Below are 6,483 nucleotides of genomic sequence, written 5' to 3'. Positions count from 1 at the left end.
ATTACAGCCTATCCTCCAGCAATTGGCGGCGCTCAACTTCATACCCATAAAATTGTCTCTACCCTCGCTCAAACTAATCAGGTTCGAGTCATTACGCACTGGACGGAAAATCGGACAGATTGGTTATTAGGAACAACTTTAAAAGCGCCAGAACAAGTTAAGGAATATGAAATTGATGGGGTGGAGGTTAAGCAAATTACCTTAACCCAGGCTGAACGAAAGTCGTTGATTCCTTATGTAGCTGGATATTATGGGATTAAAAAAACGGCGATCGCCAAAATTTCTAAGGTTTTATTGCCTAAACTTGAACAGTATGCCGATAAACCTGCAATTATCCACAATGTCAGGATGGGGAGAGAGGGGCTAAGTTATGCCTCCTGGCAACTGGCACAAAAGTTAAATATTCCCTTTGTATTCGTCCCATTACATCATCCTCGCTGGGTGGGATGGCTTTATCGAGAGTACATTAATCTTTATCGCCAAGCTGATGCAGTAATTGCCTTAACACAGGTAGAAAAGCAAACGTTAATCAAGTTCGGGGTTAAGGAAGAGAAAATATTTATCACAGGAATCGGCCCTTTATTATCTGAAAATCCAGAAGCCAGTCGCTTCCGAAATAAATACTCCCTGGGTTATAGTCCAATCGTCTTATTCCTGGGTCAAAAGTACGAATATAAAGGGGTTGAAGCCTTTATCAAGTCGGCGAAAACAGTTTGGGCCAAGTTTCCAGAAACTCGCTTTGTTGCCATTGGTCCCCGCACTAAATTTTCGGAAAAATTCTTTGCAGAAGTTAAGGATCGCCGCATTTTAGAACTGGGAAAAGTCAGTTTAGAAGAAAAAACCGACGCCTTGGCAGCTTGTGATTTACTTTGTGTCCCTTCTATGCAAGAAAGTTTTGGGGGAGTTTATACGGAAGCCTGGATGATGAAAAAACCCGCAATTGGGGGAAATATTCCGGCCATTCGGGATGTCATTGATGAAGGGATCAATGGATTTTTAGTCGAACAAAATCCGGGCCAAATTGCTGATAAAATCATAGAACTCCTGAACAATCCATCCCTCTGCATTCAATTGGGGGAAGCGGGGTATCAGAAAGTTTTGGAACATTACACTTGGGAAAAATTAGCTGAAAAAACGAAGTCTGTCTATACTCAAGTTTTGCACCGTTCGAGTGGCAATTAAGCATAAACTCTGAAAATTCGCGATCGCCACTGGCATAAATCAGGCAGAAGAATGCCTGAGTAACCTCGTGCCGAGTACCCCACACCGGCCTATAATCTAGGGGGAAATTCATGCCAGCAAAACCACTGGCAACTCATCCAAACACTCAACATAGCAGGAGAACAGAATGTCTGTAGTTATCGTAACAGGATCCGGCGGATTGATTGGTTCCGAGGCCGCCCTGTTCTATGGAAAAGCCGGTTACAAAGTGGTCGGGATTGACAATGATATGCGTCAATACTTCTTTGGAAAGGAAGCCTCCACCAGTTGGAACCGGGAACGAATCAGCAAAGAACTCGGGGATAAGTACGAACATAACGAAGTTGATATCCGCAATCCCGAAGCGATTAATGCGATTTTCTCCAAGTACAAATCCGATATCGTTTTAATTGTCCATACTGCGGCGCAACCATCCCATGATTGGGCCGCAAAGGAACCCTTTACAGATTTTTCGATTAATGCCAATGGGACCCTGGTTTTATTAGAGGCAACGCGGCAGTTTTGTCCCGAGGCGGTATTTGCCCATTGTTCCACCAATAAGGTGTATGGCGATCGCCCCAATACTTTACCCCTCGTTGAACAAGAAACTCGCTGGGAACTGGACCCCTCTCACCCCTACCAAAACGGGATCCCCGAAGACATGAGCATTGACCAAAGTATGCATTCTCTGTTTGGGGCCTCGAAAGCTGCTGGGGATCTGTTGGTTCAAGAGTATGGGCGCTATTTTAACATCAAAAGTGCGGTGTTTCGAGGTGGGGTCCTCAGTGGGCCGCAACATTCTGGTGCTCAATTGCATGGGTTCCCTTCCTATTTGATGAGATGCGCTATGACGGGAACCCCTTACACCGTGATCGGTTATAAAGGTAAGCAAGTCCGGGACGTAATCCACTGCATTGATGTGATCCTGGCGATGGACACTTTTTTCAAGCAACCTCGGATTGCTGAAGTTTATAACCTGGGTGGGGGTCGCGAAAGTAATACTTCGGTCCGGGAAGGGATCCAAATGTGCGAGGAGATTACCGGCAAGAAGATGGAAACCAGCTACACTGAGACCAACCGCATGGGGGATCATATCTGGTATATCAGTGATTTAAGTAAGTTCAAATCCCACTATCCGGAGTGGAAATTAAGCTACCCTAGTGTCAGAGATATTTTTAAAGAAATCTATGACTTTAATCAGTCTCGTTGGGGGAGTTGAGTTTCCCGGATTATCGGGGCTGACTTCTTGAAAATCTATTAAGTATTCCCAGGGTCTTCTACTAAAAAATTTAGCAATTAGCGCTAGGGCTAATTGCTATGGATTAAAATTTACCCAGTTCTAAATAGAGGTGATTGGGGTGATTAATCGAGGGAAATACTCCGTACTCGGGGTGGAAATATCAGCCATTGATTATGAATATGGTGTGGAAGCGATTATTAATGCAGCGAAGATGCGATCGCCTCTGGCAATGACAGCTTTGGCGGTTCATGGGGTGATGACGGGCTTTTCTGATCCCGTTCATCGTCGCCGCTTAAACGCATTTGATTTGGTGACACCGGATGGACAGCCGGTTCGGTGGGCGCTCAACTGGATTCATGGGATTAAGCTGCCCGATCGCGTCTATGGTCCTACCTTGACTTTAAAAGTATTAGAAGCTGCTGCAATAGAAGGATTACCCGTCTATTTTTACGGCAGCAAACAGGAAACCTTGGACCTCTTATTGGAGAAGTTACAAGTTAAATTTCCGGGTTTGAAAGTCGTTGGTGCAGAACCCTCTAAATTTCGCCGGTTAACTCCCGAAGAAAAGCAGGAAGTAGTTAATCGGATAAAAAATAGTGGCGCAACAATTACCTTTGTCGGGTTAGGTTGTCCTCGTCAAGAAGTCTGGGTTTATGAATATCGAAATCATTTATCCATGCCCTTGATGGCAGTGGGGGCCGCCTTTGATTTTCATGCGGGTACCGTATCTCAGGCACCGCCTTGGATGCAGAAACGGGGACTGGAATGGTTCTACCGATTGATTCAGGAACCGGGACGATTATGGAAGCGCTATTTGTTACTGAATCCGATGTATTTGACCTTTACATTTTTACAAATGTTATCCATTTCTAAGCAGCCGGTTTTGAAGCCAACGGGGATGGAACCTGAAGAGTCTTATGGGTAAGTCATGAATTGGGTTAAGGCAGGTTTTAAGCTGCTGTTAACGGAACTTAGCCCGCAGTTAAGCGGGCTAAGTTCTGGGTGTTTCGGTTGAGATTTATTTGAGGTTAAGCTGTTCCCTGTCTAAATTGAAAAGCAGAACATGGGGAATGGGAGGGAGTTGTTTTAGGTGCGATCGCCCTTTTTACACTTGTGTTACCATAAAGAAGCGAGTTAGGGAAAAAACATGAGCGTAATCATTCCAGACGAGATCCTCCAAACAACCCGGATGTCTGATGCTGAACTCCTGCAAGAAATCGCAGTGATGCTTTTCCAAAAAGAGAAATTAACCTTGGCACAAGCAAGTCGTTTGGCCCAGATGAATCGACTTCAGTTTCAACACTTGCTGGCGAGTCGAAAAATTCCCGTCCATTATGACATTCCGGAACTAGAATCTGACATCAAAACTATGCGGGAAATGGGATATTTGTGATTATAGTCAGTAATACTTCACCCATCACCAACTTAGCTGCTATTGGACGCCTAAACCTTCTTCAAGACTTGTACGACACTATTCTGATTCCAGAAGCCGTAAACCTGGAATTGACAAGTGGAGGGGATGAGATACCGGGATCGACCGAGGTGAAAACGCTCTCTTGGATCCAAATTCAGTCGGTTTCTAACCCAAATTTGGCGCTATCGTTGCGGCAAGAATTGGATGCTGGAGAATCCGAAGCCATTGCCCTGGCTGTGGAACTTCAAGCCGATCTACTATTGTTACATAAACCTCTTGGCTATCAAGTAGCATCCCGCTTTGGACTCAAGATAAAAGGTGTATTATGGGTGCTAATCTTTATGGTAAAATATAGAGGTTTGATTCCATCGGTTAAACCTCTCCTGGATGAGTTGATTGGCACAGCAGATTTCTGGATAACGCCAGGGCTATATCATCGCATTCTACAGCTTGCGGGGGAGTAGTTGTCAGCCGTAAACGTTCAGGCAATTCATGTTGCTTGGGATTTTATCTGTTTTTTAAGCTAAATATGAGTTACTCTTCGGCTTGGGAATCATCGATCGCCCCATCGCTTCTACACTGGCAAACCCATTCCTTCTAAATCGCCGCAGAGTTAACCCGGGAATATTGCCATCCTTGAGTAACTTCTAACGGCAGAATTTTTAAACCATTGAGTACAAATCCTCGGTACGTCACACCCTGGCAGGGATGCCACTCATAGATCGCTTCGCTGCCTTCAAAATGCTCAATTTCACTGATCACCCGGTATTTGTGACTTTCACTTTTGGAAAAAAGCATCACAGGGTTTTCTTCTCCAGCAGGGGCAATTAGTTTGTGGGTGGGAGCAAATATACTCATTCTTAAAACCTCGATTAAAACTTGAATTAAATTCGGGAGATTCAGTGATTCCCGGTTGAATTATTGTATTGTCAGCGGATTTTGAACCGTCCTGTGCGATCGAGATCCTACAAGGGAGGTGAACTCCTTTACTCAACTGTTGTGATTTCGATCGCATCCGATGTTTTTCACCCCGATACTCCAGTTGTCCCACCCTTAAAGATAACTTCATCCTAAAAACTGAGTGCACCCAACCTGGGAAGATAATACAAAGCACTCAACAGCCACTCTAATTAAGAAGGAGAATCCAAATGCAATTTCAAACCCCAGCACAAGAAGCCTGTTATCACAAAGTCGCCCTCTGGATGCAAGAATTATTTGGCAAATTTCCCTGTGCTCGCCAAGATATCCCCGGATTGGGGATATTTATGGGTTCCGCCCTGGTGGAAGTCCTGATTTTACCTTGGGGAGAAAAGGATGCCGTGATCAATACCCGCGCTTATGTGGTGACGGAGACAGAACTGACTGCGGATCTGATGCGCTTTCTCCTGGAACAAAATAGCAATATGATTTTCGGGGCTTTTGGCATTGATGCGAAGGGTGATATCCTGTTTGAGCATAGTATTGTGGGATCTACTTGCGATAAAAAAGAATTGGAATCCTCGGTGAATGCGGTTCTGGAAGTCTCCGACGAGTACGATGACCAATTGGTGGAACGATGGGGGGGCAAACGTGCTCTCGATCGCATTTGCGGCAATTCAAACTAGGGATTGGAAATCCCTAACAGGGTGGAGTCAAGGGCCGATCGCCCATGAGGGATTGTCTCAGCGCATCCCTCCCGTTGGCGATCGCACCAGTCTAAGACTCGATTCCACCCCCACCAGCGATCGCTATCTCCGGCTTTTTTCTGGCTGGCTAAATTACTGACATAGCCCACATGACCCCCATACCGAGTCAGCAAAAGCTCGATCGCCGAGTTGCTGTCGCAAATCTCCTGTAACTCAGGCACGATCGCCGGGTGAAACATGGGGTCATCTGCCGCATATAAAATCAAGGTGGGTTTGGTGAACTCTGGCAGAATTCCCAAGGGACTGCTGGCGGCGTAATACTCCTCGACTGAGGCAAATCCGAGGCGGGAAATTACCAATTCATGATCAAATCCCCAAATGCTATTGGCGCGGGCGATCGCCTCGGGATCGATATCATTCGGATGCATCTGATGCAGTTTCCAGGCGAGTTTCTTCAACTCCTTGGCGATCGCCTTTTCCAGATATTTCCCAAAGGGTTGTTTGACTAAATAGGACAGGGACCGATTAGAATCCAGGTTCGGACAAATCACCGCCCCACCCCCAAGTTCCCAGGGGTCCAAGTCTATCTCTTTTCCCCAATCGGCGATCGATTGGGCTGCTTTTATCCCCCACAGCGCTAGTTGTCCCCCCAGGGAATATCCTAAAAACCAGAAGGGTCCTGGACATCCCATTGATTTGGCTTTGGCAGCAATTCGCACAAAATCTTCCCCCTCATATAGTCCATCAGAAGTCAGGGTGGGAGATAATTCAGCGGTTTTGCCATGAGCACGCCAGTCAAAGAGGACCACGGAATAGCCTCGGGCAAAGGCTTTACGTCCCAGGAGTCGGAGAAACCATTGTTCGGGAAGTTCTCCGGTGATGCCATAGGTGGCGACAATTGTTCCGCGAGGGCGATCGTTCTGGGCAACCCAGCCATAAATCGGGACTCCTCCTGCGCCGGTAAAGTGGGTTTCTTGATAAGGTGGTTCGGGGTCGGCGATCGT

The 6,483-nt window shown here is 46.2% G+C and carries 8 protein-coding genes; 6 read left to right on the top strand and 2 right to left on the bottom strand.

The features are described 5' to 3' along the window. The 5 genes from J0895_RS09015 to J0895_RS26715 form a co-directional block, all read left to right on the top strand. Positions 1-1,182, top strand: a 1,182-nt coding sequence (locus J0895_RS09015) for a glycosyltransferase family 4 protein (protein WP_207087773.1), incomplete at its 5' end; no start/stop codon positions are given. Positions 1,183-1,348: 166 nt separating this feature from the next. After that, entirely contained in the window at positions 1,349-2,419 is a 1,071-nt protein-coding gene (locus J0895_RS09010; RefSeq protein ID WP_207087772.1) for an NAD-dependent epimerase/dehydratase family protein, read from the top strand. Between the two features lie 139 nt (positions 2,420-2,558). Then, a complete protein-coding gene (locus tag J0895_RS09005; protein WP_207087771.1) occupies positions 2,559-3,365 on the top strand; it encodes a WecB/TagA/CpsF family glycosyltransferase in 807 nt (268 codons plus the stop codon). A gap of 222 nt (positions 3,366-3,587) precedes the next feature. Further along, the gene (locus J0895_RS09000; RefSeq protein ID WP_207087770.1) at positions 3,588-3,833 is read left to right on the top strand and encodes a UPF0175 family protein; all 246 of its coding nucleotides are present in this window, start codon (positions 3,588-3,590) and stop codon (positions 3,831-3,833) included. Continuing rightward, positions 3,830-4,318 carry a PIN domain-containing protein gene (locus J0895_RS26715; protein ID WP_207087769.1) on the top strand — a complete coding sequence of 163 codons (489 nt, stop codon included), beginning with the start codon at positions 3,830-3,832 and terminating at the stop codon, positions 4,316-4,318. The genes J0895_RS09000 and J0895_RS26715 overlap by 4 nt, the downstream gene beginning before the upstream one ends. Before the next feature lie 133 nt (positions 4,319-4,451). On the opposite strand, the gene J0895_RS08990 is transcribed toward J0895_RS26715, so the two are convergent. Beyond that, the gene (locus J0895_RS08990; RefSeq protein WP_207087768.1) at positions 4,452-4,712 is read right to left on the bottom strand and encodes a hypothetical protein; all 261 of its coding nucleotides are present in this window, start codon (positions 4,710-4,712) and stop codon (positions 4,452-4,454) included. A gap of 290 nt (positions 4,713-5,002) precedes the next feature. Here J0895_RS08990 and J0895_RS08985 point away from each other — a divergent pair, with 290 nt between their 5' ends. Further along, the gene (locus J0895_RS08985) at positions 5,003-5,458 is read left to right on the top strand and encodes a T3SS (YopN, CesT) and YbjN peptide-binding chaperone 1 (protein ID WP_207087767.1); all 456 of its coding nucleotides are present in this window, start codon (positions 5,003-5,005) and stop codon (positions 5,456-5,458) included. On the opposite strand, the gene J0895_RS08980 is transcribed toward J0895_RS08985, so the two are convergent. Continuing rightward, positions 5,455-6,483: YheT family hydrolase (locus tag J0895_RS08980; RefSeq protein ID WP_207087766.1), on the bottom strand; the 1,029-nt coding region annotated here is incomplete at its 5' end. The two genes, J0895_RS08985 and J0895_RS08980, sit on opposite strands and share 4 nt — an antisense overlap.

This window comes from Phormidium pseudopriestleyi FRX01, from assembly GCF_017313335.1.
Lineage (GTDB): Bacteria > Cyanobacteriota > Cyanobacteriia > Cyanobacteriales > Laspinemataceae > Laspinema > Laspinema pseudopriestleyi.
Note: the sequence above shows the minus strand (reverse complement) of the source record. Positions and strands in the feature narration are given on the sequence as shown.

What these genes read in the sequence shown, in the direction of transcription:
- J0895_RS08990 (WP_207087768.1), bottom strand. Translation starts at nt 4,712, where the DNA reads ATGAGTATATTTGCTCCCACCCACAAACTAATTGCCCCTGCTGGAGAA.
- J0895_RS09010 (WP_207087772.1), top strand. Translation starts at nt 1,349, where the DNA reads ATGTCTGTAGTTATCGTAACAGGATCCGGCGGATTGATTGGTTCCGAG.
- J0895_RS09000 (WP_207087770.1), top strand. Translation starts at nt 3,588, where the DNA reads ATGAGCGTAATCATTCCAGACGAGATCCTCCAAACAACCCGGATGTCT.
- J0895_RS08985 (WP_207087767.1), top strand. Translation starts at nt 5,003, where the DNA reads ATGCAATTTCAAACCCCAGCACAAGAAGCCTGTTATCACAAAGTCGCC.